The organism is Nitrosomonas eutropha, assembly GCF_003201195.1.
Taxonomy (GTDB): Bacteria; Pseudomonadota; Gammaproteobacteria; order Burkholderiales; family Nitrosomonadaceae; genus Nitrosomonas; species Nitrosomonas eutropha.
In genome coordinates, this window is sequence record NZ_QICQ01000005.1 from 1 (window position 1) to 26,794 (window position 26,794).

The window sequence follows — 26,794 nt, forward strand, 5'->3', positions numbered from 1 at the left end:
AAACGGTATTATTACGACTCACACGATCAGCTGAAGGCCCATCTCCATCGCTTTGTGATGGCTTATAACTTCGCCAAAAGACTAAAAGCTCTCAAAGGCCTAACACCCTATGAATACATCTGCAAAATCTGGAAAAATGAGCCAGATCGTTTTATCTTTGACCCATTCCAGCACACCGTGGGACTAAACAATTAGGCTTCCGCCAGTTCCTGATGCGGGGGATTCAAGTAACAGCTGGCGAATGGAAACTGGTTGGGTTGCTATGGCTTAGAACCTCAAACGGATACATGCAATGACAACAGGATAAGTAAAAATCCAAGGAACCCTTGTATTGACGAGAATTGAGCTTAAAAATAACGGTAAAGAGTATTCCGTTTTAGTTTTATTCAGAAGCGCCGAGAAAAACTTTGAACAGGTTCTGAGCACTTATAAATTCCTGTTGAAAGTGTAGTAGATATAATTCGCATGGTTTTTACTCCTTGAATTGACTAATAAGTGCTCAAGTTTAACACTCATCTCCTGCTCCTTTTACGGCAGGTTACCATCTTAATTTGCTGTCCGAAAATTGGGGCCACTATACTTCCGGATTTTATATCAATAGGTGGTAGCAAATAGCAGGTCAGCACAACCAGAAATTATTCTTTCAACCGGATATCAATTTTGCCGTCTGTAACCTGAATGTGTTCCACGCCTTCGGCGAAAGATTGCCAGAAACCAGGATCAACCCCGAATTCGCTAACCAGATCAATATTCTTCAATCCACCCAGCCAGGCATTAGGAATGGGGACCCCCATGATACTAACACCCTTGAGGACGATGACCGGCTTGTTATCCCGGTAAGCCATACCAAGACCAGCATTCAGACGCAGCGTTTTCCCGCCCAGCACCGGAAAATCCTCCTCCAGCGGTAACAGCAGCTTGGCACTGACAAGATCATTCGTAAAATCAATTGCTAGCTTCTGCGCCAGATCGGTATTTTTGGCTAGCAACGCATTTATTTCTCGCTCGGTAAAGCTAATTTCACGCTTTGCGCCCTGTTCAGAATATGCCTCCGGTTTCAGGAAACCCTCCTTGTATTTACTATTTTGGCTTGCTTTCGGTGATGAAAATGAAAAGTCATAACCGATTGACCGAAGCTTTTGCTGTAATGTCTTTTCTTCTCTTTGACTCAATTCAACTGGCTCAAAGGACGAAACGAAAATATACGTTCTGAGCACCCAGTAAGTACCCGCCACGGTCAGAACGATCGTGGCTAAAACAATCAGCAATACATGAGACCAATGTATAGCAGCTTTTTTGCCAATCTCCTCAGTTGAATTCATTTCTATCGCACAAGTTATCCAGCCGGGAATTATAGCCTGCTGCTTTATAAACCTGTAACCACTATGGAAAACAGATAATCCAGCCAGCAAAATCACTACAATGAACCATTTGCGTTAATCACAAAAAAATGGGTTTGTCATACTTTGAATATGGTACGGATATCGGGGTTATCGGTCGTGACGCACACGATCGAGACAACAACTACCTATAAGCTACCACCAATCGACACCATTCAAATATTGAGCACTGAAATTTATCTGATACGGTTATGTAGTAAATAAAAATCACCAGTTCAAATTACCAGATTCGATTGCGGATCTTCGTAAGATGAATTTAATCTATCCCAATTTATCAAAAACAGGATCCTTATGACGCTGGACTTGGGCACCACTTTAACGTTACTGCTAGTTATCGGCTTTCTGGCCCAATGGCTGGGCTGGCGCACTCACCTGCCGGCAATATTACCACTTTTGCTAATCGGCATTCTGCTGGGTCCGGTAACCGGCTGGTTTGATCCGGATGCAACACTTGGTCCTCTTTTATTCCCTGGGGTATCACTTGCCGTCGCTATTATCTTGTTTGAAGGTAGCCTGACGTTACGTTTTTCAGAATTGCATGGAATAGGTCGCGCTGTTCACGGCATGATCACTTACGGCGCAGCACTGGCTGTAATAATGCTAGCAGTAGCGGCACACTGGATTGCAGATCTTACCTGGGGGATCGCGTTTCTATTTGGTGCTCTAACGTGCGTAACCGGGCCAACAGTAATCCAACCGATGCTGCGCACCTTACGGCCCACAGCACACGTTGCTAATGCCTTGCGCTGGGAAGGGATTGTTCTGGATCCACTGGGAGCACTGTTCGCCGTACTGGTGTTTCAAGCCGTTCTGACGCAGCTACAAGACCATTCACCGGGCACGTTTCTAGTCATGGTAGCAGTCGGTGTAGTGGCCGGACTCGGTGCCGCCGCAATTTTGGCTACTCTGATCTATCAGCAGTGGATTCCAGAATATCTGCAGAACTATGCCACACTGGCTACCGTGCTGGGTATATTCACACTGTCAAACACACTGATCCATGAATCCGGCTTGCTCGCAGTTACCGTCATGGGCATTGTACTGGGCAACTTAAGAATCATTCACATCGACCATATCATGACTTTCAAGGAAGATTTGTCTACCTTGCTGGTTTCTGTACTGTTCGTGATATTGTCTGCACGCCTCCAATGGCCACTGCCCAATGGTGTGCTGTGGGCCGGCATTCTGATATTTCTGGCAGCACAAGTAATCATCCGTCCGATATCGATATTCGTTGCTACCCTGGGCAGCCAACTCAGTTGGCGTGAACGAGCCTTACTGAGTTTTGTTTCGCCGCGTGGAGTGGTTGCCGCTGCTATTTCCTCACTTTTTGCACTACACCTGGATGATTTGGGCATAGAGGGTGCTGACGCCTTGGTGCCGCTGGTATTTATTTTAATTATTGCCACCGTGGTATTACAAAGTGCCACGGCACACCACTTGGCACGCTGGCTTGGGGTACTCGCACCAGAACCCAAAGGAGTGTTGATTTTCGGCTCAGACACAGCTGCCCGAACGATTGCTACGGCACTCGATCAACAAAAAATTGACGTTATTCTTGCGGATGACAACTGGAATATGATCAGCCAGGCACGCATGGAGGGATTAAAAACATTTTTTGGCAATCCGACCTCAAGAACCGCTGAATTACATCTGGATCTGACTCCCATTGGTCATTTTTTGGCAATTTCCGGCCGGCGAGAACTCAATTATTTGGCATGTCTGCACTACCGCGAGGAGCTGGGACGCGAAGCGGTTTATCGCATGCGTGTTCTGAAGCCGGACGATACTACGGATCGTCAAACATTTGCTGGCAAACTGCGCAGCAAGGTGTTATTTAATCCCGACATGACGCAACTCAAATTCAACGAATTACTCTCGCAAGGATGGACGATCAAATCCAATGAGCTGACCAACGTATTTGGCTGGCCTGAATTTCTAGCACAACACGGTCAAGATGCTATTTTGCTCTTCGGCATTGATCCCACCGGACAATTAAAAATTGCCAATGACAAATATAAAACGGAACCACGAAATGGCTGGACCGTCATTGCGCTGGTACCACCTTCACACAACAAGGCAGATAACTCTGATGCACAGTGACGCAATTTATCTACGCTGCCCAGCTAATAAATCAGGTAGGGATCCAGAGATTATTACAGTTTTCGTTAACTGCTTTCCCTTTACTACTTATTCATAAAAATCATTACAATGAATGATTTACGCTTATCGCAAGAAGAAATGGGGTCTTCATATTTTGAGCATGATGCAAATATTGGAGTTATTGGAAATATGCACAAAGGATAATGCTGGAAATCAGATAGCGGGACTACCATTGTCTGCATGGTCCCGCACTTCAATAAATACATCCATCTGTTGCCCTACATAAACAGGCAATTGTTCTCGATCGAAGCTATAAAGCGCCTGTAATACCCGTGTATCGACCTGTTCGGTACTGTCGCCGGTAAGGGACTGTTTGGGGATAACGTAGGGCTCCACATAAGCTGGCGTTAGTTCAACGCTAAAGTTCCGGTTTCCCCGCAGATAAGCCATGGCCTTGCTATGTCGGTCGAATCGCCAGGCATCATTTTCGTCAATATCCACCCGCACATGCAACTGATCAAGATTACCCAACAGCATCAACGGCGTGGTCAGGAAACCCACCTGTGCAAATTCACCCGGGCGAATATTGACTTGCAGGATTTCGCCGCTCACTGGTGCCCGGACAACCAGCAGATCAAGCGTAGTCTGTGTGCTGGCCAGCAAGGCCTCCGCCTGCCGTACAGCGGTTTCCGCACTGCTCAGCCGAGCTTTGCTAATACGCAAGGTGTTGTGCCGCCTGAGCATTTCTTCGCTGCTGACGGCGCGCTGATCGGCAAGGGATTCAATCAGATCACTTAACGATTTGCTGTCCTCGAGCATGGCTCTGGCTTCCATAAGACCAGCTCTGGCCCTGGCAAGATCAGAATTTCTGATGGCGAGTTCCGCACGCGCTTCGCGATCATCCAGGTAAAAGAGCGGAGTGCCTACTTTAACTTTATCTCCCACTTCGACAGCAACTCGAGTAACCAGCCCAGACAGAGCGGTACCAACAGAAATATTCCGGCTTTTCGCCTCGATGATACCCGCTCCTGCAATAAATGATTCGTAAGGCGAGGCAGCTGGCTCTGCTGCAGCAAGGGCCACTGGGAGCGACTGGTTACTGCTGACGATCGTATAGGACGCGAACAGAAATCCACCAATTGCCAATATAGGCAAGGTATGTCCAATTTTCATGATGATTTTTTAGGGTACCTCTAAAAATTATTTTCCAGGTGAACCGCGGCATTACGCGATACTCACTACCTCGCCTATCCATTTGATATGTCTCATTGTTGCGCTTCATCCTGCACAACCGGATTTTCAGAGGTACAACACTTATGACAAACCAACATATATTCAATATGTTGCAGAGCTTTACATTATTTTCAGGATACGACCGTCATCCATCTTGGCAGTACGATCGGCAAAATCAAAAATCCGGGAATCGTGTGTAACAATAACCAATGCCCGGTTTGCTTGCAGAACGGTACTTTTGAGCAATTGCATGATCGTGTGCCCCGTTTCATGATCCAGCGCACTGGTCGGCTCATCACAGACAATCAGCCCAGGATCATGAATCAGCGCTCGGGCGATTGCCACGCGCTGCTGCTGTCCACCGGAAAGCTGTGCAGGTAGGGAAGTGGTACGATCACCGAGGCCGACCTCTTCGAGAATGCTATTTGCTCTGCGTTCAGCCTCGACACGCTTGACACCATTGATGAGTAACGGTACGGACACGTTTTCAGTCGCCGTGAGCGACGGCAGCAGATTGAAAGCCTGAAAAACAAAACCGATATGACTGGCTCGGAATGCTAATTTTTTCTGATCCGACATCGCAGCCAGATCTTTACCGAATACTTCGCAGCTCCCCTCATCCTGATCAAGAATACCGGCAATGACCGAAATCAAGGTGGTCTTCCCACACCCAGATGGGCCAACCAGCATCATCAACTCACCTGTTGCAATATCAAGATCAATACCATCAAGAGCGGTCACTTTTTGGCCACCAGTCTCATAGACTTTAACGATATTCCGGCAACGCACTGCCAGCGTATGTACGCTCATTAACTCTTGAAGACAACAGCAGGTTCCAGACGGATCACCTTGAGTATGCTGATGACCGCAGCAAATATACAGATAAGGCCAATTCCCACACCACTAAAAATCAGCAGTTGCCAAGTAAATTTGAATGCAAGTATGGTATCGTGCATGAAATAGCCAAACAACGCGGTTGAACCTACACCGAGCCCGTAACCGATGCTTCCCACCAGAATGGCCTGGAGCAAAATCATTTTTAGCAAAGTTCTATTACTGGTCCCCATGGCTTTCAGCACACCAAACTGGCGCAAGTTATCCAACGTGAAATTATAAAAAGTTTGCCCGGCAATGGCTGCGCCCACCATAAATCCCAACAGCACCGAAATCCCGAAATTAATCGGAATGCCCGTATTCTTCATGAAATAGTCGTAGGTCAGATCCATAAATTCCTGACGAGTGTAGGCAGCCAAGCCGGTGGATTCGCGTATGCGACGGGTTAGCATGGAAAAATCCTGTCCGGATTTTGCCTTGACCAGAATGAAGGAAAGCAGTTTTCGCTCTCGTGGCGCATAACTTTTTGCCCGCGAATACGTCGTATAAATAATAGGCTGCGCCTGGAAAGTGCGCGAGATTTTTGCAATACCGACGACGACCGCCCGGTGATCATTCACCTCCAAACTGTCACCGACTTTGATGGGCACTGATTTTCCGCCAGGTTCACGTGATGGCCTTGTAAGTTTATCCCGCACCCCATCAATATCAACGATGACGCCGTCACTGCGGCGCAAGTCCTCGATGTTGCCTTCCAGCATGATGGGTGGACCACCGATGAGCGTAGCATCATCCAACCCGACGACGAAACAGCTTTGAAATGTGCCATTAGCCAGACGAGCTCTCAATAGCCCCTTGTACATTGGCGTCGCCCATTCCACCCCGGAAACTCCCCGTACCCGGTAGAGCTCGGTATCCTGCAAAGGTTTGATGTCATCAACAAATTGTACTTTAGAGTCCATTACCCAGATATCGGGCAAGCTCACATCCGTTATGAAACTGTAGGTTCGGGTCATCAGTCCGAGAAAAATAGCAGGTTGCTGGGTCATGATCAGGGAAGCGAAAGTCAGCCCCATAATGATACCCAGATACTTTCCCCTGTCCCCCGTCAGCATTTTCAACGCGATGTGATACATGGATTGCCAGTGCTTGGCACGGCCCTATAAAAATAGTTAACTTCAAATCTTTCGAAGAGATCACCCGATGACATCACCTGAGCCGGTGATTGTCAAGCTGACCACAAAAATACCCGGGACACATAGTTTTTCAGCCCCGAAAACCATTGTGATCAGTTTACACAACTGACTTTTCACGGTACTGCAATCCCGGATAAACACTCTGAAAATTCTTGACAAAATCATCAAACGGCGCAAGATAAGAACACAGCACACAAGAGAGAAGTGAAGTTGTCAACTCTAGTAACGGGCTGAAACTGTCCGCTGCTAAACAAGTCTGCCGTATGAAAGGAGAATGCCATCATGAGTATTCGTAATATTCAGCCTGGTTTCCGTCAAGTCTCGTCACACTACACTATCTTTCAGGAACGCGTTGATGATGCCTACAAAATTAGAGGAAAACTGCCAGAACCAACAGTGTGTCCACAATGCAGCGCAGTATTCCAGAAAGGTCGCTGGCAATGGCTTGAAATGCCCGTAAAGGCACAGCAACATCTCTGTCCAGCTTGCCAGCGCATACTTGATCATTACCCGGCTGGTTATTTAACACTAGAAGGAGAATTTCTCCAGTCTCATCATGATGAAATTTTACGTCTTGTGCAGAATTTCGAGAAAATGAAAAAATCTCAACATCCACTACAACGTATTATCGCAACAGAAGAACAAAATAACAGCCTGCTGATTACGACCACAGACATCCATCTGGCACGTGGCATTGGTGAGGCGATTCATGATGCCTATCAAGGCGGCCTGGAACTTCAATATAACCAGGATGAAAACTTGTTGCGTGTGTACTGGTCCCGTTAAACCGTTAACCAATCAATCTGTTCTCAAAACACATACAGGAGACTGCCATGACTGTCAGTGAAATTTGCAACCGGGAAGTCAGAACCATTCAACGCGACGGATCTGTACTAGAAGCGGCCAGGATGATGCGCCAATATCATGTTGGCGCGCTTATTGTGATCGATAAAGTGAACGATCGTGTAATACCGGTCGGAGTCATCACTGATCGCGACCTTGTAGTGGAAGTTCTCGCCACCGGGCTAGATAAAGAAGCAATTACTGTCGACGATGTCATGACACAGGAACTGTTTGCCGTAAAAGAAAATACTGCCATACACGATGCCATTAATTTTATGCGCCGGAAAACTATCCGCCGTTTGCCGATTATTAACGATAACGGTGAGCTGGTCGGAATCCTCACAACAGACGATATTATGGAAATACTATCGGAAGAAGTGCTTGATCTTGCAAAATTGATCCGGTACGAGCATAAAAAAGAAATACGTCATCGCCCCTGACTAGTTTTACCAGAAGCTTGTCAATGGAACTGTCATAAACATGGCAGCTACAGGGCAGGTTTACGGCTTACTTCTCGCACGCTCTCTTGAAATTCCACTGAATCGCTCAATATTGAGACCAGTTAACAATTCCTGAGAGGAAACACCACATGGAACAATCCGCTGTAACCCCGTTTGAGCTGCCCGCCGATATCATCGCCCTGATACCGATGCGGAATGTCGTACTGTTTCCGCATGTCGTTATGCCTGTCACGGTTGGTCGGGCGCGATCGATTGCATCCATTCAGTATGTCCTGCAATCAAAAACACCGATCGGCATTGTGCTACAGAAAGATCCTGCAATTGAAGAACCTGGACTGGATGTACTTTACCCGGTAGGCACCCTCGCTAATGTCGTGCGCCACATCACATCCGAAGATGGCACGCATCATGCAATTTGTCTGGGCATTGAGCGCTTCCGGATCAAAGAACTGGTTGAAGGTTACCCCTTCATTGCCGCACGGATACAACGCATCCCGGAAACCATACCAGATACCACGCAAGTAGAAGCACTCACGTTGCAATTGCGTGAGCGTGCCATGGAAATTTTGTCACTGTTACCTGGTGTACCGGCTGAACTGGCGCATGCACTGCAGGCAACCCGCTCACCGTCTGATCTGGCAGATATTACTGCCAGTCTGCTCGATACTGAAGTAGCTGAAAAGCAGGCGCTGCTGGAAACAATTGATATTGAAGAACGTTTGCATAAAGTGCTGCAAATTCTGGCGCGGCGTATTGAGGTGCTGCGGCTCTCACAAGAAATAGGCGAGCGTACCAAGGAGCAAATGGAAGATCGCGAACGCAAGTTTTTGTTGCGCGAGCAACTGAAAGCAATCCAGAAAGAACTCGGCGAAGAGGGTGAAAATGAACAGGAAGTCGCCAAACTGGATGAAGCCATTACTGCTGCCGGCATGCCGGAAGATATCGAACAGCAAACCCGCAAAGAATTGCAGCGATTACAGCGGATGCCTGCTGCTTCCAGCGAATTTTCCATGCTGCATACCTACCTTGAATGGATAACAGAATTGCCCTGGAAGTTGCCGGAGGAAACACCGATAAACCTTGATGCTGCGCGCTCAATTCTTGAAGCTGACCATTTTGGATTGGAACGAATCAAACAGCGCATCATCGAATTTCTCGCTGTGCAAAAATTGAAACCACAAGGCCGCGCACCGATTCTCTGTTTCGTCGGTCCGCCTGGTGTCGGAAAAACTTCGCTCGGACAAAGCATTGCCCGCGCGTTACAACGTCCATTTGTCCGGGTATCGCTGGGTGGTATACATGATGAAGCGGAAATGCGTGGTCACCGCCGCACCTACGTTGGTGCCATGCCGGGCAATATTGTGCAGAATCTACGCAAGGCTGGTGCACGCAACTGCGTGATGATGCTGGATGAAATTGACAAAATGACCGCCAGCGCACATGGAGATCCCTCAGCAGCATTACTGGAAATCCTTGATCCGGAACAAAATGCAACATTCCGTGATAACTATCTGGGTGTCCCGTTCGATTTAAGCCGAGTGGTTTTCATCGCCACTGCCAATGTTATTGACCAAGTCTCACCGCCGGTCCGCGACCGTATGGAAATCATTGATCTACCTGGTTATACACCGGAAGAAAAACTGCAAATCGCACAACGTTATCTGGTGCAACGACAAAGCGAAGCCAACGGCTTGCAATTGGATCAATGCATATTGTTACCTGAAGCCTTGCAAAGCATTATTGCCAATTACACCCGTGAAGCGGGCGTACGCCAGTTCGAACGTGAAATCGGCCGGATCATGCGCCACGCTGCCCTGAAAATCGCGCAAGGTGAGCAGCAACAGGTACGAATTGATGCGAACAATCTGATGGATATCCTGGGCCCTGAAAAATATGAACATGAACTGGCACTTCGCACCAGTTTGTCGGGGGTGGCAACTGGCTTAGCCTGGACACCGGCCGGTGGAGATATCCTGTTTATAGAGGCTACGCGCGTTAGTGGCAGTGGCCGCCTGATCCTAACCGGGCAGCTTGGCGACGTGATGAAAGAAAGTGCACAGGCCGCTCTCACGCTGGTTAAGGCACGTGCGAGTGATTTGAATATTGCGGCTTCAATGTTTGACGGAATCGATGTGCATTTGCATGTGCCTGCCGGTGCCATTCCTAAAGATGGACCAAGTGCCGGGGTAGCAATGTTTACCGCACTAGCTTCGTTATTCACCAATCAACTGGTAAGGCACGATGTTGCAATGACGGGTGAAATCAGCCTGCGAGGCCTGGTCTTGCCGGTTGGCGGTATCAAGGAAAAAATACTGGCAGCACAACGCGCCGGTATTCAAACCGTGCTGCTGCCTGCCCGGAACCGGAAGGATCTGCATGATGTTCCCGAAGCAATACGCACAACCATGCAGTTTGTTTTTCTGGAAACGGCTGATGATGCTATTCGGGCAGCCTTGGATGTTTCTATTAACGCATCTGACAACAACGATCAGGAATCGTCCTGAAGACAAGAAGCCGCTGCCACCTACTTTTCTTGTAGCAGCGGCAATTTGTCGCATAGCCATTAAGTGTCATCCGAGTTATAGTTAAATTATCAGGCAGCTTTTTTTCATCTGCCATATTGCTGTCCGATCGCAGTCGCAATCCTGACACGTTCAACTCATACAAGGAGAAAACCTTATGGGAAACGAAGCACAGAACACGACAAGCACTTCCCCTTTCCACTACCAGAACAATTACTCATCCGTGTACGAAACAGGTCAGCTGCGGCGCGCAAAAATGCACGTTGCCCATTTGATCAGTCACTTTGGTAGCAAGGAAAATCTCCCACCAGCGTTACTTCAGTTACTCGAAACCAGCATCATCTTGAAGACAACTGATTCAAAAGTGCTCGCTCACTGGTTAAAACGAAAACAGGCTGCCATTCATGCCGATTTACAAAGAATACGCCATTTCCTCGCGGAAGAACCGGGATGATGACATTCCAAATTAGTTATCAGCACCCGTTCTGAAAGATCATGATTAGATCTGCAATGATCGACTATTGGATCGAGCATTGTTCTCAGCCTGATGGAACCCATGTACCATCTCATTCTTCTATTGATGCATTATCACGACTTATAATCCTTCAGTTTTACAAGAAAATGGAATAAAAAATGAAATTTCCTATCCTGATTTTATTATTGCTGGCTGCTCCTGTTTCATTTGCAGCCAGCGATCTATCCAATTTGCAGCGACAAACCAATACAGCTTATGAACAGATGAAACAGGCTGAAAGCAAAGCCAGTAAGGCAAAAAAGGAGATGCAGATCAAGCAGGACAATTTGCGTTACTACCAGGAAAAAGTAACTGAAACCAAGAAAGAATTCCAGGCTGCACAACAGGCTTCACAAAAAGCTGAAGAAAATCTGACAGCAGCCAAAAAAAGATGGAGTGACTATTCCGAAGAGCTTTACCAGAAATGGCATCAATAGGAATTAGGGAATAAGGCCATACGGGGAGATTGTCAGGCAGTGCCCACCAGCTCAGATTACGCTGCATTTATCCGAAAGGATGATGAAAAACGATTGTTTCTATTCGATCAGGACCGGTTGAAATCATCGATATGGGTGTCTGGCAGACTTCTTCTATACGTTTGAGGTAATTTTGTGCGGTCTTGGGAAGTTGATCAAAATCCTTGATTCCCGCCGTACATGCCTGCCATCCTGGCAATTCCTCATAAACTGGTTCAATATCAGCCAGATCATCCGCACCAAATGGCAAAGCATCATACAATCTGTCTGACTGTTTTGACTTATAACCCGTACAAATCTTTAATTTCTCCAAGCCATCAAGCACATCAAGCTTGGTAATACATAATCCTGAAACACCGTTGATCTGAATTGAACGTCTGGTAGCCACTGCATCAAACCAGCCACAACGGCGCGGGCGCCCGGTAGTGGAGCCAAATTCATTGCCTCGCTGTGCCAAGTATTCACCAGTCGTATCTGCCAACTCAGTAGGAAAAGGCCCCGAACCTACGCGAGTGGTGTAGGCTTTGGTAATACCCAGTACGTAACCCAGCAACTGTGGCCCGACACCGCTGCCTACTGAAGCTGCACCAGCAATACAATTACTGGAAGTAACAAAAGGATAGGTGCCATGGTCAATATCCAACAAAGCTCCCTGTGCACCCTCAAACAACAGATTGTTTCCAGCTTTGTTGGCTTCAAACAGCAGTTTAGGAACATCTGCGACCATTGGCTGAATTCTTTCAGCTTTTTTCAGACATTCATCCAGTATCTGGTCGTAGTCTACCGTTGCTGTATGGTAATAGTTCTTCAGCAAGAAATTATGGTAGTCGAGTACTTCTTTCAATTTGCTGGCAAATCGTTCTGGGTAAAACAGATCCTGCAGACGTATTGCGCGCCGCGCAATCTTGTCCTCGTAAGCCGGGCCAATCCCCCTGCCAGTTGTGCCAATCTTTTCCGGCCCTTTTGCCAGCTCACGAGCGCCATCTACTGCGATGTGATAGGGCAAAATTAACGGACAAGCCTCGCTGATACGTAGCCTGCCGGACACATCCACACCAGCCTGCTCCAGCATACTCATTTCGTCCAACAATGCACCAGGAGACAAAACCACACCGTTACCAATGTAACAAATAACATCCTTGCGCAATATTCCTGAAGGGATCAAATGCAGCACAGTTTTCTCACCATTTACTACCAGCGTATGCCCAGCATTGTGTCCTCCCTGGAAACGGATAACGCCTGCAGCCCGATCGGTCAGCCAGTCGACAATCTTGCCCTTACCCTCATCCCCCCACTGCGTTCCAATGACTACAACATTCCTGACCATACACTCATCGATCTCTCAGAAATTATTTCCAAAATAAAGCACCACGCTGTTTACAGCGTGGTGCTTTAGACATATTCTTCCAACAGCGCGGAGCCCTCTATCTTTAAAGAGAGATTCCCTACTACAGATGTCTGTTTACCCTGAAACAGGGCAAATTTCCCATTTGCCATTCCGTAAAACCAGATTTCTGTCACACCTGGCTACTTCTTTACTGTTCTCTCCAGGCAATTCTGTCACCACGATATGCCCTGCGATACGCAGCTGCTTGATCATTGCTGCAAGTTCATCATCCTGCGGCTTCCACGGTGCCAGTATTCCTCGGGGATAATCATTTATATCAGTCAGACGTGATAATTGTTTCAAATCAAGGCTGAATCCGGTTGCTGGTCTCGCTCTACCGAATGATTTACCGATTTCATCATAGCGCCCTCCCAATGCAATCGCGACAGGGCTTCCCTGTGTATATGCGGCAAACACCATCCCCGTGTGATAGTGATAACCTCGCAAGTCGGCCAGATCAAAAATTATCCTGTCAACATAAGGTTCAAGTGCCTTCGCAACATGCTCCAGTTGATCCAGAGCCTCCCTGATCTCCGGAAAATTCGGTAGGTATTTGCGTGCGCGTAAAAGAACAGTTTCATCTCCGTACAACTCCGGCAACAGCAGCAATGCTTCCCGAACCGTCTTATCCAAGTCATTCAGGCCAGTGTACACCAGCTCCCTAAGAGCACTCGTATCCTTGGCCCACAATGCAGCATAAAGCTCCATTTCAAACTCGGGCCTGATTCCTGAACCATAAATCAGACTGCGGAACACTCTGATATGTCCAAGATCAAGATGAATCGACTGGATACCGGAAACAGACAAGCATTCCAATAGCAAACGCTGGATTTCAAGATCACTCTCGATACCGGAATGCCCATATAATTCGGCCCCCACCTGAAATGGCTCTCGTGTGCGGGTAATTTCATCAGGTACCGTATGAACAACACTGCTGGCATAACAAAGCCGAGTCACACCATTGGTGTTCAGCAAATGTGCATCAATCCGGGCTGCCTGCGGTGTCATATCTGCCCGTAACCCCATCATCCTGCCGCTCAGTTGATCGACAACCTTGAACATACGCAGATTCATGCCACTGCCACTCCCGGCCAGCAGAGACTCCACATATTCCAACAGGGGTGGCATCACAAACTGATATCCATGAACAAACAGCTTGTCCATGACAAGACGACGAATCTTTTCTATACGATAAGCGTCACGCGGCAGTACATCTTCGATATATTCAGGAAGCAACCAGTTACGCATTTTTAATGTTGCCCAGAATGAATTAAACCTGGATCAATAACAGGAACAGTCAAAATTATCAGAGGAAAGATATCAATCAATCAACTAACCAGATAAAGAATAATGAGACCAGTAAGCATCGTGCTGAGACCCATAAATCTTATCTGGCCGTCATTCAGCTGCAGGAGTTTTTGAAAAACTTCTCGCCAGGCACCTGGAGACGAGAAAGGAAAGATACCTTCCAGAATCAGCATCAGTGCAATTGCCTTCAGAAAGGTATCCCACATATTAAATCCCAATCATTAATAAAATATTATTCTATATAAACAACTATTTATATCAGCCATCCTCCAATACCTGAAATGCTGATTTTTAGCATGATATTTCAACTCAAGGTATAGCTTTGCTTCCATTTTTATTTTTTATGGCCTGTCGGATCTTTCATATATTTAAAAAACTCCGAGTTTGGCTCCACAACAAGAATATCTTCCTTACTTCTAAAGGATTTTTCATACGCATCCAAGCTGCGGTAAAATCCATAGAATTTTGCATCCTTCTGGAAAGCTTCAGCATAAATTGCCGTAGCTTGAGCATCACCCTCCCCCATGATTTTTTGTGCGTCACGATAGGCCTCAGCCAAAATTACCTCGTGCTGACGATCAGCATCTGCCCGTATTTTCTCAGATTCCGCAAAACCTGTTGATCGCAGTTGGTTTGCCACTCGCTTACGCTCTGCCTCCATTCTGCGATAAACAGATTCACTGACTTCCTGAGGAAGATCCACGCGCTTAAGCCGTACATCCACAACCTCTACACCAATCTTTTCTGCATCTGTGTTTGCTTTCTGGCGCATGACCTCCATGATCTTGTCACGTTCGCCAGAAACCACATCATGCACCGTCCGATTACCAAATTCATCACGCATACTAGAATTTATTGTTTGTGCAAGACGTACTCGTGCTAACGTTTCATCCCCCTGCACACTAACGTAGTACTGCTTTACATCTACAATACGCCATTTGACGAATAGATCCACTAGAACGTTTTTCTTCTCTGAAGTGATATAACGTTCAGGTTCTTCTGAATCCATCGTCAAAATACGTGAATCAAAAAAACGAACATTCTGGACAAAAGGTATTTTTAAATATAAACCAGGAGATGTTTTTACCCCTACAACCTCCCCCAGCTGAAATAACAATGCCTGTTCACGTTGATCAACAATATAAACAGCAGAACTACCCACAACTGCCAAAACCAGCAAAAGTACAGCAAATATAGATGAAATCGCTTTCATTATCTCACCTCCCGTTCACGACTGCGAAAAGACTCACGCGAGCGCGAGCTTATATCTGAGGAAAAATCTTGATTTTCGTTTTGTTGTTTAATTGTCCCCGTAGATGATTTCGCCACCCCAGAATCAGCCTGAATCAATTTGTCCAATGGCAGATAAAGCAGATTCCCTCCTCCTTTTTCCTGATCAATCAGGATTTTGCTGGTACTAGATAATACGTGCTGAACCGTATCAATATACATACGCTCACGTGTTACTTCCGGCGCCTTGGCATATTCCACCAGCACCTGTTCAAAACGACTGGCATCACCCTCTGAGGCTGTGATTACCCTTTGTTTATATCCTTCGGCTTCCTCTAATAAACGGGCTGCAGCACCTCTGGCTCTCGGAATCACGTCATTTGCATAGGCCTGTCCCTCGTTTCTTTGCCGTTCTCTATCCTGATTGGCTTTGACCGCATCATCAAAAGCTGCCTGCACCTGCTCAGGTGGCTGTGCATTCTGCATAGTTACCCTGTTGATAGAAATACCAATCTGATAACGATCAAGAATTTTTTGCATTAATACAGTCGTTCTAGCAGCCACCTCTTCACGTCCTTCATAAAGGACAAAGTCCATTTTACTGGTACCAATCACTTCTCGAATAGCTGTTTCCGCTACCTGCAAAACGCTGTCTTCCGGCTCGCGATTAGTGAACAGAAAATCTTCGGGACTATTAAGTATATATTGCACAGCAAACTGAATATCAACGATATTCTCGTCATCTGTAAGAATTAATGATTCCTTTAGCACCTTGCTGCGTACATTATTACGATATCCAATTTCTACTGTACGCACCTGAGCTATATTGACATCCTCAACAGATTCAATTGGTGAAGGAACATGCCAGCGCAGCCCAGGCTGCGTTGTTTCTACATGTTTACCAAATCGCAGCACGACTCCTCGATGGCCTTCATCAACGATGTAGAATCCGCTTCCCGCCCACGCGACCAAGAGCAGGAACCCAATGATTCCAATACCTGTACTACTTGGTCCATCGGGATCCTTCCCATCAGAATCCCCGTTACTATCGCCTCTGCCCTTCCGACCAAAAAGCTCATTTATTTTTTGATTAAAGCTGCGCATAACTTCTTCAAGATCAGGAGGACCGGAATTACCTCTCCTTTTCCCCCATTGCGGATCATTCAAGCCCATGTTGATTTAGTCCTTTTCATTATTTATAGAAGTGGCACGGACATTGTCGTTCATGCTTACGGATGTTGCTGAATGCTGCTTAATTTATTCAAGTTTTGATCAAACGCTTCTACCAGCGCTTCATAGAGATAACCAAAACCTGCTCCCGTCCTTGCACTGAGATGAATTCTTGCGATTCTACCATACTCATCGCGCATGTAATTTTCTGACGAACCCTGCTCAATGAGGTCGATTTTATTCAAAATCAGGATTTGCGGTATAGTATCTGCCCCAATTTCCTGCAATAATTTATTAACCTCACTGATTTGCACATCCCGATTGGAACTGGATACATCAACCACATGCAAAAGCAGGTCGGCCTGTATGGTTTCTTCCAGTGTGGCACGGAACGCGGCGACAAGCGTATGCGGCAAATCCCGAATAAAACCAACTGTATCAGAAATTACGATCAAACCACGTTCTGGAAGAAAAAGTCTCCTGGTAGTCGTATCCAACGTAGCAAACAACTTGTCTGCAGCATATGCATCCGACCGAACAAGCCGGTTGAACAAAGTTGACTTACCAGCATTGGTATAACCCACAATGGAAACGGACATGATTTCAGAGCGTTTTCTCGCGCGCCGTTGCACATCTCGTTGCTGTTTAAGTTTAGCCAGCTTCTCCTTCAGGAATTTTACGCGCTTTGCTAGCAAGCGTCGGTCAGTTTCCAGCTGGGTCTCCCCGGGGCCACGCAGACCAATTCCACCTTTTTGGCGCTCCAGATGTGTCCATCCTCTCACCAGCCGTGTGGAAAGGTACTCCAGCTGAGCCAGCTCAACCTGTAGTTTACCTTCGTGGCTTTTGGCACGCTGCGCAAAGATATCCAGAATCAGACTGGTACGATCTATGATGCGACAGGCCAGTGCTGTGGAAAGATTTCTTTGCTGTATTGGAGACAGCTCGTGGTTGAATATCACCATTGCAGCTTGTGTTTGCACCACTATCTGGCTGATTTCCTCCACCTTGCCTTTTCCGATGAAAGTAGCAGGATCGGGCTGCTTTCGTGTTCCTTCGACCACCGCAACTATGGACAGTTGATCACTGTAAGCAAGCTCTTTCAGCTCATCCAGACTTTCCTTATCATTTTTGCCAAAATTGATATCTACTAATATTGCGGTATTATCCGCTGCCGTTCCGATGTCATGATTCATCTTACTCGGGCAGTGTTTCAGCTGGCACCGGAATTGAAACTGCCTTACCTGGTACTATAGTAGAAATAGCATGTTTATAAACCATCTGTGTAACAGAATTTCTCAATAAAACCACGTACTGATCAAAGGAATCAATATGTCCCTGCAACTTGATACCGTTGACCAGGTAGATGGAGACTGGAATATGTTCCTTACGCAAAACATTCAAAAATGGATCTTGCAATAACTGTCCTTTAACGCCCACTGTTTACCCTCCCTGGTTGAATTTCTAGTTATTTGGTTAAAGTAAGTACCCTCATGGGTAAACTGACTGGTTCTGGCAGTGTTTTTGCCAAGATCCTAAACCTGCCGCATCATCAGATCAACAAAAAAATTAGAATGCATAAAAATTCATCTTGTGGGTATTGACGCTGTCAAAATATGATGCGAAAAACCATAAGTCTAACACGGCTATAATGGTACTCGTGTAGCACTGTTTTTATGTTTTATCCAAAAAAGGAGTTTAAGGAGTGGAATAAAAACAACAGCGAGCTAATATCAGACGACATGGAACGTCGAACAAGTCCCTGACCAGAAAAGCTTACTCTACACACCCAGATATTACTCAGTCACATTTTCAGCAGGCAATACTCGGCTTTCAGGGAACCACATCCTAAAAATACTGCCTGCCCCAGGCTGACTGGTAATTTCCATACTCGCCTGATGGCGGTTCAGAACATGCTTGACGATAGCAAGTCCGAGACCGGTGCCACCGGTTTCGCGAGAACGACTACGATCCACCCGATAAAAACGTTCTGTCAACCGGGGAATATGATTCGGCTCAATGCCTATCCCGCTGTCCTGAACGTAAAACAATCCTTTCCCATTTTCCACCGTCCAGTTCAGGGAAATCACCCCATTTTCAGGGGTGTACCGCACAGCATTACTGATGAGGTTTTCAAATGCGCTGCGCAGCTCATCTTCACTGCCAAGCAGCATGGCATGGCTGGCAAGATCAAGGGAAATAGTATGGCGGCCAGCGCTTAATGATTGGGCTTCCTGATAAAGTCCCTGTAACAGCTTAACGATATCTACCTTTTCTTCAGCCAGATTATTTCCGGCATTCTCCAGTCGGGATAGCGTCAGCAAATCCTCTACCAGACGGCGCATGCGGGTAGCCTGGTCAAACATCAGTCGCAGTGCATTTTTCTCCATGTCACCGGATACCTTGTTTTCTTCCAGCAGCGTTTCAAGAAACCCTCCAATTACTGTCAAGGGTGTACGCAATTCATGCGAGACATTCGCGACAAAATCACGCCGCATAATTTCAAGTTTTTCAAAACGTGTTACATCCCGGCTGATCAGTAATTTTTCCCTGTCACCATAAGGCACTATCTGAATAGAAAGCAGCGTATCGCGAAAACGTGTCTGATTGAGTAGAAAAGGCTTGCTGAAATCTCCCGCATCAAGATAAGCCACAAATCGCACCTGACGTACCATGCGAGTAATATGCTGGCCGGCATCCATCCCAAGATTGAGGCCCAGGTGCAACTCGGCAGACGAATTGCACCACTCGATCTGATCTTTGTCGCCCAGGATGACAATTCCTTCCGGTAAAGCAGATGTCGCGCGCTGCAGTCGCTCCAGCGAGAGATTCAGTCCCAGGCGTTCCTTATCGCTACGCCTGACGAAACGTGCCAATCTGGCAAAAACGACTCCCCACAAACCAGATCTATCGGGCACTGTCGAATAGGAATAATCCGAGTGGCGTAACCATTGATCCAGGCAATATAATGTATAAAGATGATAAATAACAATCCCGAGCAGGATGACGCTGTACAGACCCAGTACGATTGCTATATCAAATATCATCCCCGTCAATGCAGCAATAATAGTCAGCCATAAAATGGGAGCAAGACTGAGCCAAAAGGTATTCACGTAATTATGAGCAGTGACAGGATTGATTTTTCAGTACAGCTCCAGCAGTATCCGTTTTTCCAACTTCAGCCTTCACCTTGGAATATTATCCGGATCTTATACAAGCGAGAAGAAATTTACGATGCGCTGCGGCAGCCAATCCAGTTTCCCCGGAAAAGCACCATACATAAAGCCAACATGCCCTCCTTGCCGCGGAAACTCCAGTGAAACGAAAGATGATACTTCAGATTTCTGTGGTAGCACACTTTCAGGCAGAAAAGGATCATTGCGCGCATTGATCAGCAGTGTTGGCACACGAACAGATCCAAGCCACGGCTTGCTGCTGGATTGGCGCCAGTAATCATCCGTATCCCGAAAACCATGCAACGGTGCTGTAACCAGGTTATCAAACTCATACAATGAATTGCAGGCCGCAACTGCCCTGGCATCCAGCAACCCAGGAAACTGTTTATTTTTTCTCAACGCCTTGCGTTTAAGGGTGATAAGAAAATGACGGGTATAAACCCGGTTAAAACCGAAATCGAGCACCTTTCCAGCTACTGCCAAGTCAAGCGGAACGGAAACTGCAACGGCACCTGCAATCAATCTGGCTGCCTGGGTACCTTGCTCACCCAGCCATTTCAACAACGCATTACCACCAAGCGATATGCCGACAACATAACAGGTAGTATTTTGTTTGTGCGAATCGTTCTGCTGCGTCACATAGCGCAACATACGATCAATATCTTGCGAATCACCCGCATGGTAAGCACGCGGCAAACGATTGGGGGATCCAGAACAACCACGAAAATGAATAACAACACCACGCCAGCGCAATGTTTTTAAGAATCGCATGATACTCAACGCATAATGGCTTTGTGAACTGCCCTCCAAACCATGAAACAGAACTACCAACGGTTTATCCGGCTCCCCCTCCAGCCAGTCAATATCAATAAAATCTCCATCACCCATCTCCCAGCGCTCACGCTGGTAACGAATTGTCGGATTCAGATTAACGAAATAAGGAAAAATGGTCTGCGCGTTTCCTCCGGGAAGCCATCCGGGGGCATGATAAGACTGAAGTAACCGGGATCCGAGCAAAGAGAAATGGGTAGTCATTATAAATAGTATTAAACCTTCTAAACAGGTAAATCCAGCAGATCAAGCCATTACAGAATAACCAGATTATCTCTGTGAACAAGTTCATATTCACCTACATAACCCAGTACAGCTTCGATCTGGCTGGAGGGGCGACGCATGATCTTGTGTGATTCACGTGCGCTGTAATTGGCCAGGCCACGGGCAATTTCGCGGCCACTGGTATTCAGGCAAGATATGGCCTCACCTCGTTCAAAATTTCCTCTCACCTCCACCACACCGATAGGCAGCAGGCTTTTGCCTCCAGACAGCAATGCTCTGCTGGCGCCATCATCTAATACTACGCTACCCCGCACCTGAAGATGATCGGCCAACCATAACTTACGCGCAACCTTCACCGGCATATCGGCCAGCAGACTGGTTCCAATTGCCTCTCCATTCGCCAGGCGAACCAGCACATTTTCCACCCTGCCTGATGCAATCACTGTATGAGCCCCACTGCGAGCAGCCCGTCTGGCCGCCATCACTTTACTCTGCATGCCACCACGACCGATACCACTGCTCGTTCCGCCAGCCATGGTCTCGATATGCGGATCACTGACACTGATCTCGGAAATCAGTGTTGCATCGGCATGCTTACGTGGATCCCCCGTAAACAGACCCTCCTGATCAGTCAGGATAACCAGCACCTCAGCTTCAATCAAATTGGCAACCAGTGCCGCCAGATTATCATTGTCACCGAACCGGATTTCATCAGAAACCACCGTATCGTTCTCGTTGATAATTGGAACAATATCCAGGTTCAACAATGTGAGAATCGTCGAACGGGCATTCAGATAGCGTTTACGACTCGATAAATCATCATGAGTCAGCAAAATCTGGGCAGTCAGCAATTTATATTCACTGAAACAATCTGCATAGGCCTGGGCAAGGTCCATCTGACCGACTGCCGCTGCCGCCTGCAGCTCGTAGAGCGCGGCGGGGCGCGTTTTCCAGCCCAGGCGCTGCATACCTTCAGCAACCGCTCCGGAGGAAACCAGCACGACTTCCTTGCCCATTTTTTTGAGTCGGGAAATTTGTCCAGCCCAGCCTCCAAGCACCTGACGATCAAGGCCGCTTCCTTCGTTTGTCACCAGACTGCTGCCAACCTTTACAATAATCCGGCGTGCAGATTGCAGAATTGATCGTGTCATAAAAATCAAGTTTCTTCGGTAACAGGCTGTAGTTGCTCCAGATATCCCATAATGGCATAGGTCAGCGCCTGGCACCCTCTCCCAGTTAGAGCAGAAATGGCAAACCAGCGATCTTCCCAGTCAAGCGCCTGCAGCAAATGCGTGCAAACAGCTTGCTGCTCATCCTCAGGCAGTAAATCTACCTTATTAAATATTAACCAGCGTGGTTTACGATAAAGCACTTCATCAAATTTGCGAAGCTCGTCTACTAGTGCCCTAGCTGATTGAACAGGATCAATATTCTCATCAAAAGGAGCCACATCAATAATATGCAGCAATAAATGAGTGCGGCTGAGGTGTTTAAGAAAACGGTGTCCGAGACCGGCCCCTTCCGCAGCACCTTCAATCAAGCCAGGAATATCCGCCATTATAAAACTGCGCCCGGCATCGACCCGCACCACCCCTAAATTGGGATAAAGCGTAGTAAACGGGTAATCAGCCACTTTCGGCCGCGCTGCAGAAACGGCACGGATCAAGGTTGATTTACCGGCATTCGGTAATCCAAGCAATCCTACATCAGCCAGCACCCTAAGCTCCAGCTTGAGTTCAAACTGTTCTCCTGCCTCACCATGAGTAAATTGCCGGGGGGCACGGTTAGTGCTGGATTTGAAATGGAGATTACCCAACCCTCCTTTACCGCCTTTGGCCAGCAGCACTTTCTGCTGATTTTGCTTGAGATCTGCCACAAGCTCGCCTGTCATATAGTCGGTTATGATTGTACCTACCGGCATACGCAATACAATATCTTCTGCTCCTTTGCCATAACAATCAGAGCCACGTCCGTTTTCTCCTCGTTTTGCGCGAAAAACTGGCGTAAAACGGTAATCGATCAATGTATTGAGGTTGTGATCCGCCAATGCATAGATACTGCCGCCACGGCCCCCATCTCCTCCATCCGGTCCACCTTTGGGAATAAACTTTTCACGGCGAAAGCTGGCAACACCGTTGCCGCCATCTCCTGCAAAGACCTGTATTTTTACTTCATCTATATATTTCATGAGTGCTCCGCAGCAACTATTTCGATTGCGATTGCAGACGGAAAAATTTATCCTGGTAAAAACTATACAAAATAAAAAGCCCCATTCAAGCAATGGGGCTTTTTTCCAGCTATCCGGTCCGATCAATCGGATCATCAGGAAGGAATAACTGCAACTGTTCTCCGATTCAGTCGACCTCTGATGGTAAAAACAATTTTACCATCCACTTTAGCAAACAGAGTGTGATCACGTCCGATTCCTACGTTATCACCCGGGTGGAACTGAGTACCACGCTGACGCACGATGATTCCACCCGCCCTGATCACTTCACCACCGTAGCGCTTCACACCCAGTCTCTTGGAATGAGAATCACGCCCGTTCCTGGAGCTTCCGCCCGCTTTTTTATGTGCCATGAATTAATCTCCTTATGCAGAAATACCTGTTATTTGGATCTCAGTGTAATTCTGACGATGTCCCTGTTGTTTCCGATAATGTTTGCGACGGCGCATTTTGAATATACGTATTTTGTCATGTCGCCCGTGGCTGATTACTGTTGCGCTAACTTTTGCCTGATCAAGTAACGGCGCACCCGTAGAAACAATTTCTCCATCTGCAACCATCAGCACCTGATCCAGCTGAATATCACTTCCTACTTCCACGGGCAGTGTTTCCACTTTCAATTTATTCCCGATCTGAACTCGGTACTGTTTACCACCTGTCTTGATTACTGCGTACATATTCCATCTCCCGTCCTAGAACCGCGCATTATAATAACATACGTGGATTTTGTGTAATAAATTCAATCGTGCCACGACATACAACATTTAAAATATGCACTCTTTCAAGTGTGCTTATTGCCTTTTTTATAGACAGAATCTGCCCATTCAGGTGCGGTGTTATAATCAGCCGGTTTATTTCCAAGTAATGGATCTCTCATGCCGGTACCCCATCTCACCAATACCCTGAATGCACCCACCTTTGATCTGGAAAAACGTATTCTGACAGCCAAGCCAACTATCGAACACTGGTTTCGCAAACAATGGCAACTCCATACCGTGCCTTTTTATTGTTCGGTAGATCTGCGCAACAGCGGTTTCAAACTGGCACCGGTTGATACCAACTTGTTTCCTGGTGGATTCAACAACCTTAATCCGACTTTCATCCCGCTATGCATTCAGGCGATGATGAATGCCGTCGAAAAAATCTGCCCGGACGCACATAATGTTTTGCTGATTCCAGAAAATCACACCCGCAATATTTTCTATCTGCAAAATATTGCCATGTTGCAGTCCATCATGCAGCAGGCTGGTATGAATATCCGCATCGGCTCACTATTGCCAGGAATTGATCATCCTGTATCCGTACCACTACCTGGCGGTGAGCCTTTGTTACTGGAGCCAGTACAGCGCAAGGGGAACAAACTGTTTGTTCAGGATTTTGACCCTTGTGCCATACTTCTGAATAACGATCTATCCAGCGGAGTACCTGAAATCCTGCAAAATCTGGATCAGACAATTATCCCACCTCTCCACGCAGGCTGGGCCACTCGCCGTAAATCCTGGCATTTCAGCGCCTACGACAACGTAGCACAGGATTTCGCAGAGCTGATTGATATTGATCCCTGGCTTATTAACCCGTATTTTACCGCTTGCGGAAAAGTTGATTTTCAAGAAAAAGAGGGACTGGATTGTGTCGCTGCAGCCGTAGATGAAATTCTGAACCAGATCAGGGAAAAATACACACAATATGGAATCAGTGAAGAGCCGTTTGTTATCGTCAAGGCTGATTCAGGCACTTACGGCATGGGAATCATGAGTATCAAAGATGGTACTGAAGTCTACAAACTTAACCGCAAACAGCGCAACAAAATGACGACAATCAAGGAGGGGCTGGTTGTGAAAAACGTACTGGTGCAAGAAGGAGTGCATACATTTGAGAACATTCACCAGGCCGTAGCGGAGCCCGTTATCTACATGATTGATCATCACGTAGTGGGAGGATTCTACCGGGTCCATACCAGTCGGGGTGTTAATGAAAACCTGAATGCACCAGGCATGCATTTTGTACCATTGGCATTTGATACCACCTGTATGCAGACCGATCCCTCCGCTCCTCCGGATGCAATCCCTAATCGTTTTTATACCTATGGTGTAATCGCCAGGCTGGCACTACTTGCCTCTGCCATCGAGCTGGAACGGTATATTCAAACCCCATTGTCCACACTGGCAATGGCCGAAACCCGATGAAACTGGCTTTTATTCTAGACCCGCTCGACAGTATCAAAATTGGCAAGGATTCAAGCTATGCCATGATGTGTGAAGCGGCGTCCCGTCACCATCAGCTGTATACCTTGCAACAAAGTGGCTTGGCCTGGAAAAATCACCAGGTAATTGGTTTCGCACGATCACTGACACTCATCGATCCTCCGGATAACCCCCATCGCTGGTATGAGGAAGGCGTTATAGAAGAAATTCCACTGACCGAATTTGATGCCGTGCTCATGCGCAAGGATCCTCCCTTCGACACCGAGTATATCTACAGCACCTATCTACTCGAACTGGCTGAACGTCAGGGTGCTTACGTTGTGAACAGCCCACGGGGCATTCGTGATCACAATGAGAAACTGGCAATCACAGAATTTCCACAATTTATACCCTCTTCACTGGTAACCAGCCAGGAACAGCTGATTCTCCAGTTTCTTGCCGAACATAAGGATATTATCCTGAAACCACTGGATGGCATGGGAGGTGCTGGTATTTTTCGCATGCAGAACACCGACCATAATATTGGCGTCATCATCGAAACGCTAACACGTTATGGCACTCGTACTATCATGGCACAACGCTTTCTACCGGAAATCCGCGAAGGAGACAAACGTATATTGCTAATTGCTGGAAAACCTGTCGATTATGCACTCGCACGCATCCCCAAACCGGGAGAAACGCGTGGCAATCTGGCGGTTGGTGGCACCGGTAAAGTACAACCGCTGTCAGCACGTGACAGGAAAATTTCTGAAGAACTCGGACAAATCCTTTATGCTCGCGGCTTGATGCTGATAGGCTTGGATGTCATCGGCAACCATCTAACGGAAATAAATGTCACCAGTCCAACCGGTATGCGGGAAATCTCTGATCAAACAGGAATAAATGTTGCAGGGCTAATGATTGATGCGCTGGAACAAAATATTCATTGAAATACTAAAGAAGTGGCTAAAAAAGGCCTGATTAACAGGCCTTTTTTATGTAAACAAAACGGATCAATAACCGCCTTTCCAGGCGTCACCCGATTTTTCTCTCGCTTGCTGAACAACCGCTACAGCATCGCCACATTTTACTCTGACGATTTTTCCATTTTCAACATCGGTATGGCTTTTCACGACATCAGTTGGTTTTTTATCTTTGCAAGCCAGATAATTCAACAGATCCTTAGCACTGATCGGTGCTAAGGAAGACTCCAAGTTACCACTTGCAAACGTTGCTGTGGAACCCAGTACAAAAATTGAAACGAAAGCTGCGACGATCACCTTGTTCATTTGCACTCCTCTTCAAATTTCCTAAAACAAATCTCTTACCTGATAACCTTTCAGGCCTCCCTGCGATCCGCCCCCTGATCAGTATTTCCCGGCCTGAAAAACCGGTTCAAATCATCGGCACAGATCACCAGCCGACACTTCATCCCTCTCATCGGCTATGGTTAATACAAACCGGCTACATTCTATCAA

At 46.9% G+C, this 26,794-nt stretch carries 26 protein-coding genes and 1 pseudogene; 9 read left to right on the plus strand and 18 right to left on the minus strand.

What is annotated here, in order from left to right; genetic code table 11:
* Positions 1–195 (plus strand): annotated as a pseudogene (locus C8R14_RS13700) (IS481 family transposase); the annotation flags it as partial.
* 440 nt (positions 196–635) lie between these two features.
* Here the strand turns inward: C8R14_RS13700 and C8R14_RS02785 are convergent.
* On the minus strand, positions 636–1,322 hold the full coding sequence (locus C8R14_RS02785) for a hypothetical protein (protein ID WP_011634061.1): 687 nt from the start codon (positions 1,320–1,322) through the stop codon (positions 636–638).
* 369 nt (positions 1,323–1,691) lie between these two features.
* On the opposite strand from C8R14_RS02785, the gene C8R14_RS02790 reads away from it, so the two are divergent.
* Positions 1,692–3,503, plus strand: coding sequence for a cation:proton antiporter (locus tag C8R14_RS02790; protein ID WP_011634060.1), 1,812 nt, complete (start codon positions 1,692–1,694; stop codon positions 3,501–3,503).
* A gap of 213 nt (positions 3,504–3,716) precedes the next feature.
* Here the strand turns inward: C8R14_RS02790 and C8R14_RS02795 are convergent, their stop codons facing one another.
* From C8R14_RS02795 to C8R14_RS02805, 3 genes are all read right to left on the minus strand, one after another.
* Entirely contained in the window at positions 3,717–4,676 is a 960-nt protein-coding gene (locus tag C8R14_RS02795) for an efflux RND transporter periplasmic adaptor subunit (RefSeq protein WP_011634059.1), read from the minus strand.
* Positions 4,677–4,856: 180 nt separating this feature from the next.
* Positions 4,857–5,546, minus strand: coding sequence for an ABC transporter ATP-binding protein (locus C8R14_RS02800; protein ID WP_011634058.1), 690 nt, complete (start codon positions 5,544–5,546; stop codon positions 4,857–4,859).
* Entirely contained in the window at positions 5,546–6,706 is a 1,161-nt protein-coding gene (locus C8R14_RS02805) for an ABC transporter permease (RefSeq protein ID WP_041353460.1), read from the minus strand. The genes C8R14_RS02800 and C8R14_RS02805 overlap by 1 nt, the downstream gene beginning before the upstream one ends.
* A gap of 342 nt (positions 6,707–7,048) precedes the next feature.
* Here C8R14_RS02805 and C8R14_RS02810 point away from each other — a divergent pair, with 342 nt between their 5' ends.
* From C8R14_RS02810 to C8R14_RS02830, 5 genes are all read left to right on the plus strand, one after another.
* Positions 7,049–7,552: a BCAM0308 family protein gene (locus C8R14_RS02810; RefSeq protein WP_011634056.1), complete on the plus strand. Its 504-nt coding sequence runs from the start codon at positions 7,049–7,051 to the stop codon at positions 7,550–7,552.
* 47 nt (positions 7,553–7,599) lie between these two features.
* The gene (locus C8R14_RS02815) at positions 7,600–8,049 is read left to right on the plus strand and encodes a CBS domain-containing protein (protein WP_011634055.1); all 450 of its coding nucleotides are present in this window, start codon (positions 7,600–7,602) and stop codon (positions 8,047–8,049) included.
* A gap of 149 nt (positions 8,050–8,198) precedes the next feature.
* A complete protein-coding gene (lon, locus tag C8R14_RS02820) occupies positions 8,199–10,574 on the plus strand; it encodes an endopeptidase La (protein ID WP_011634054.1) in 2,376 nt (791 codons plus the stop codon).
* A gap of 175 nt (positions 10,575–10,749) precedes the next feature.
* Positions 10,750–11,046: a hypothetical protein gene (locus tag C8R14_RS02825; RefSeq protein WP_011634053.1), complete on the plus strand. Its 297-nt coding sequence runs from the start codon at positions 10,750–10,752 to the stop codon at positions 11,044–11,046.
* A gap of 179 nt (positions 11,047–11,225) precedes the next feature.
* A complete protein-coding gene (locus tag C8R14_RS02830; RefSeq protein WP_011634052.1) occupies positions 11,226–11,543 on the plus strand; it encodes a hypothetical protein in 318 nt (105 codons plus the stop codon).
* A gap of 67 nt (positions 11,544–11,610) precedes the next feature.
* Here the strand turns inward: C8R14_RS02830 and C8R14_RS02835 are convergent, their stop codons facing one another.
* The 13 genes from C8R14_RS02835 to rplU form a co-directional block, all read right to left on the minus strand.
* Positions 11,611–12,909 carry an adenylosuccinate synthase gene (locus C8R14_RS02835; RefSeq protein ID WP_011634051.1) on the minus strand — a complete coding sequence of 433 codons (1,299 nt, stop codon included), beginning with the start codon at positions 12,907–12,909 and terminating at the stop codon, positions 11,611–11,613.
* 135 nt (positions 12,910–13,044) lie between these two features.
* A complete protein-coding gene (locus tag C8R14_RS02840) occupies positions 13,045–14,217 on the minus strand; it encodes an ATP phosphoribosyltransferase regulatory subunit (protein ID WP_011634050.1) in 1,173 nt (390 codons plus the stop codon).
* An 80-nt stretch (positions 14,218–14,297) separates the two neighbouring features.
* Complete coding sequence (locus C8R14_RS02845) at positions 14,298–14,483, minus strand: DUF2065 domain-containing protein (RefSeq protein ID WP_011634049.1); 186 nt, start codon at positions 14,481–14,483, stop codon at positions 14,298–14,300.
* Between the two features lie 128 nt (positions 14,484–14,611).
* The gene (gene hflC / locus C8R14_RS02850; RefSeq protein WP_011634048.1) at positions 14,612–15,490 is read right to left on the minus strand and encodes a protease modulator HflC; all 879 of its coding nucleotides are present in this window, start codon (positions 15,488–15,490) and stop codon (positions 14,612–14,614) included.
* Positions 15,490–16,680, minus strand: a complete 1,191-nt coding sequence (hflK, locus tag C8R14_RS02855) for an FtsH protease activity modulator HflK (RefSeq protein WP_011634047.1) — start codon at positions 16,678–16,680, stop codon at positions 15,490–15,492. The genes hflC and hflK overlap by 1 nt, the downstream gene beginning before the upstream one ends.
* Positions 16,681–16,736: 56 nt before the next feature.
* The gene (gene hflX / locus C8R14_RS02860) at positions 16,737–17,870 is read right to left on the minus strand and encodes a GTPase HflX (protein WP_011634046.1); all 1,134 of its coding nucleotides are present in this window, start codon (positions 17,868–17,870) and stop codon (positions 16,737–16,739) included.
* A 1-nt stretch (position 17,871) separates the two neighbouring features.
* Positions 17,872–18,114 (minus strand): RNA chaperone Hfq, encoded by a 243-nt coding sequence (hfq, locus tag C8R14_RS02865; RefSeq protein WP_011634045.1) that lies wholly within the window; start codon positions 18,112–18,114, stop codon positions 17,872–17,874.
* A gap of 356 nt (positions 18,115–18,470) precedes the next feature.
* Entirely contained in the window at positions 18,471–19,787 is a 1,317-nt protein-coding gene (gene phoR / locus C8R14_RS02870) for a phosphate regulon sensor histidine kinase PhoR (RefSeq protein ID WP_011634044.1), read from the minus strand.
* 96 nt (positions 19,788–19,883) lie between these two features.
* Positions 19,884–20,885, minus strand: coding sequence for a hydrolase (locus C8R14_RS02875; protein ID WP_011634043.1), 1,002 nt, complete (start codon positions 20,883–20,885; stop codon positions 19,884–19,886).
* A 50-nt stretch (positions 20,886–20,935) separates the two neighbouring features.
* On the minus strand, positions 20,936–22,057 hold the full coding sequence (gene proB, locus C8R14_RS02880; protein WP_011634042.1) for a glutamate 5-kinase: 1,122 nt from the start codon (positions 22,055–22,057) through the stop codon (positions 20,936–20,938).
* 5 nt (positions 22,058–22,062) lie between these two features.
* Positions 22,063–23,094, minus strand: coding sequence for an Obg family GTPase CgtA (gene cgtA, locus C8R14_RS02885; RefSeq protein WP_011634041.1), 1,032 nt, complete (start codon positions 23,092–23,094; stop codon positions 22,063–22,065).
* Between the two features lie 134 nt (positions 23,095–23,228).
* Positions 23,229–23,486 (minus strand): 50S ribosomal protein L27, encoded by a 258-nt coding sequence (gene rpmA / locus C8R14_RS02890; RefSeq protein ID WP_011634040.1) that lies wholly within the window; start codon positions 23,484–23,486, stop codon positions 23,229–23,231.
* 12 nt (positions 23,487–23,498) lie between these two features.
* Positions 23,499–23,810 carry a 50S ribosomal protein L21 gene (rplU, locus tag C8R14_RS02895; RefSeq protein WP_011634039.1) on the minus strand — a complete coding sequence of 104 codons (312 nt, stop codon included), beginning with the start codon at positions 23,808–23,810 and terminating at the stop codon, positions 23,499–23,501.
* Positions 23,811–24,008: 198 nt separating this feature from the next.
* On the opposite strand from rplU, the gene gshA reads away from it, so the two are divergent.
* Positions 24,009–25,319: a glutamate--cysteine ligase gene (gene gshA / locus C8R14_RS02900; protein WP_011634038.1), complete on the plus strand. Its 1,311-nt coding sequence runs from the start codon at positions 24,009–24,011 to the stop codon at positions 25,317–25,319.
* On the plus strand, positions 25,316–26,266 hold the full coding sequence (gshB, locus tag C8R14_RS02905) for a glutathione synthase (RefSeq protein WP_011634037.1): 951 nt from the start codon (positions 25,316–25,318) through the stop codon (positions 26,264–26,266). Before gshA ends, gshB begins: the two co-directional genes overlap by 4 nt.
* Before the next feature lie 63 nt (positions 26,267–26,329).
* On the opposite strand, the gene C8R14_RS02910 is transcribed toward gshB, so the two are convergent.
* Positions 26,330–26,605: a hydroxylamine oxidoreductase gene (locus C8R14_RS02910; RefSeq protein ID WP_011634036.1), complete on the minus strand. Its 276-nt coding sequence runs from the start codon at positions 26,603–26,605 to the stop codon at positions 26,330–26,332.
* Positions 26,606–26,794: the final 189 nt, after the last annotated feature.